3 protein-coding genes are annotated in these 2,276 nt (G+C 75.7%); 2 read left to right on the top strand and 1 reads right to left on the bottom strand.

The window, feature by feature from the left end; genetic code table 11:
• Both BHU15_RS32645 and BHU15_RS32640 read left to right on the top strand, forming a co-directional pair.
• The coding region (locus tag BHU15_RS32645; RefSeq protein ID WP_069630440.1) for an MBL fold metallo-hydrolase at positions 1-679 on the top strand (679 nt) is incomplete at its 5' end.
• A gap of 11 nt (positions 680-690) precedes the next feature.
• Positions 691-1,365: a DedA family protein gene (locus BHU15_RS32640; protein ID WP_171908486.1), complete on the top strand. Its 675-nt coding sequence runs from the start codon at positions 691-693 to the stop codon at positions 1,363-1,365.
• An 85-nt stretch (positions 1,366-1,450) separates the two neighbouring features.
• Here BHU15_RS32640 and BHU15_RS32635 read toward each other — a convergent pair.
• Positions 1,451-2,276 (bottom strand): aminopeptidase (locus BHU15_RS32635; protein ID WP_069630438.1); only part of this gene is annotated, 826 nt, incomplete at its 5' end.

Below are 2,276 nucleotides of genomic sequence, written 5' to 3'. Positions count from 1 at the left end.
ACGGCGTCCGCGACCGCCGCCCGAGGCGGCGGTCGCGGACGCCGTGCTGGTCTCGCATCTGCACTCCGACCATCTGCATCTGCCGTCGCTGGCCAAGCTCGCGCCGGGCACCCGGCTGATCGTGCCGCGTGGCGCGGTGCGGGCGGTGCCCGGACTGCGGCGCCTTGACGCGGTCAGACGCGCGGGCGGTCTGCGGATCACCGAGGTCGACGCGGGCGACGAGGTGGCGATCGGGCCGCTGCGGGTACGGGCGGTGCCCGCGCACCACGACGGGCGACGGCTGCCGGTGGGCCCGCAGCGCTCCCCCGCGCTCGGCTATGTGATCACCGGTGAGCGCCGGACGTACTTCGCCGGGGACACCGGGCTGTTCGACGAGATGGCGGACGTCGTGGGCCCGGTCGATGTGGCGCTGCTGCCGGTCGGCGGCTGGGGGCCGCATCTGGGCCACGGTCATCTGAACGCCGACCGCGCGGCCGAGGCGCTGGCCCGGCTCGGCCCCGATGCCGCGGTGCCGGTGCACTACGGCACGTTCTGGCCGATCGGTCTGGACGGGGTCAGACCGCACGAATTCCATTCGCCCGGCGACGAGTTCGTCCGCCAGGCGGCCCGGCGCGCGCCCGCGGTCGCCGTGCACCGGCTGCGGCACGGCGAGAGTGTGCGGCCGGGGGCGGCCCTGTGATCGACCAGCTCATGAGTCAGCTGCCGTCGGAGTCCGCGCAGCAGGCCGTCACCTATCCCTCGCTGTTCCTGCTGGTGGCGTTGGGTGCGCTGGTGCCGGTGGTGCCGACGGGCGCCGTGGTGAGTTCGGCGGCCGTGGTCGCCTTCCACCAGACGGCGCCGCTCGCGCTGCTGTACATATTCGTGGTGGCGTCGCTCGCGGCGTTCCTCGGCGACATCACGCTCTACTGGCTGGGGCGGCGGGGGGTCAACTCCAAGAACGGCTCGCGCTGGCTGGCGGCGCTGGAGCAGCGGGTCTCCGAGGACACGCTCGAACAGACGCAGCGCAAGCTGCGGGAGCACGGTGTGACGGTGCTGGTCCTCTCCAGGCTGGTGCCGGCGGGGCGGATTCCGGTGATGCTGGCGTGCCTGCTGACCAGGTGGCCGACGTCGCGGTTCGTCAAGGGCGCGCTGCCGGCCTGTCTGGCGTGGGCGGCGACGTACCAACTCATCGGCATCCTGGGCGGTTCGCTCTTCGCCGAGCCGTGGGAGGGCGTGGTCGCGGCGGTGGCGCTGACGGTGCTGATCAGCGGCGGCCCCGCGCTCTGGCGGCGGCTGCGACGGCACGGCAAGGGCGACAAGCCGGCCGGGCCGCGCGGGAAAGGCACGCCGGAGGGCCCGGCGGAGACGGACGGCCGACGGGCCTGAGGGCGTGGGCGTCCGACGCCGCGCGGCCCGGCTCCAGTGACTTCCGCAGCGCGCGCTCGATGCCCGGGTCGGGCGGTCCGCGGTATCAGCGCAGCTCACGCAGCGCCGACGTCAGCGTGTCGAGCGCCTCGGCGACCTGCGGCAGCTCCAGCGGGTCCGCCGCCGTGAGGGACTCCGTCCGCAGCTCCGGGGGCGGCCCGAGCAGTGGTCCGGTGTCGAGCCGCACCCTCAGCGCGCCCAGTTCGTCCCCGAACCGGTGCCCGCCGGGCACCGGCAGGCCCAGCCGTTCGCCCAGGAACTCCTCGAGTTCCATCGAGTCGCCGACGCCCCGCGCGCCGAGCTCCCGGCGCAACGGACCGAGATCCGCGTACAGATGACGGCCCGCCCGAGGCGGCCTGGCCAGCGCCCCGGCGGCGAGGACGGCGTCGTGTACGGCGGCGGCCACGCGCGCGTGCAGCGCGGCTGCGGCCGTGACCCGCGCCGAGACGGCCGCCGGCTCGTCCAGCGCGTAGGCGGCAGCGGCGGCGACCGGTCCCGCGACGAGCGCGCCCAGCGCGGTGAGGTGGTCCACCGTTCTGGCCCGGCGGGCGGCGCCGCCGGGCGTGGCGGGGAAGCGCGCGACGGCGGCCGGCCAGGACGCCGGGGTCAGCGCGCCCGCGAGGTCGAAGAAGACGGTGACGTCGTCGGGCCACATCTCGGCGGGGCTCAGCGGCACCGTCTCGCGCGGCCGGTGCAGGGTGTCGCGCCAGGTCTCGTCGCTGATGATGTGCAGGCCCTCGCCGACCGCCGCCTCGCACGCCTCCCTGAGCAGTTCGGGCGGGGCCACGGTGCCGGTCGGGTCGTCGGCGATCGAGAGCAGCAGCAGCCGTGGGGTGCCGCCCTCGGCCCGTACCCGGCGCACCGTCTCCAGG

Origin of the sequence: Streptomyces niveus, from assembly GCF_001723055.1 — a bacterium.
GTDB classification, from domain to species: domain Bacteria; phylum Actinomycetota; class Actinomycetes; order Streptomycetales; family Streptomycetaceae; genus Streptomyces; species Streptomyces niveus.
Note: the sequence above shows the minus strand (reverse complement) of the source record. Positions and strands in the feature narration are given on the sequence as shown.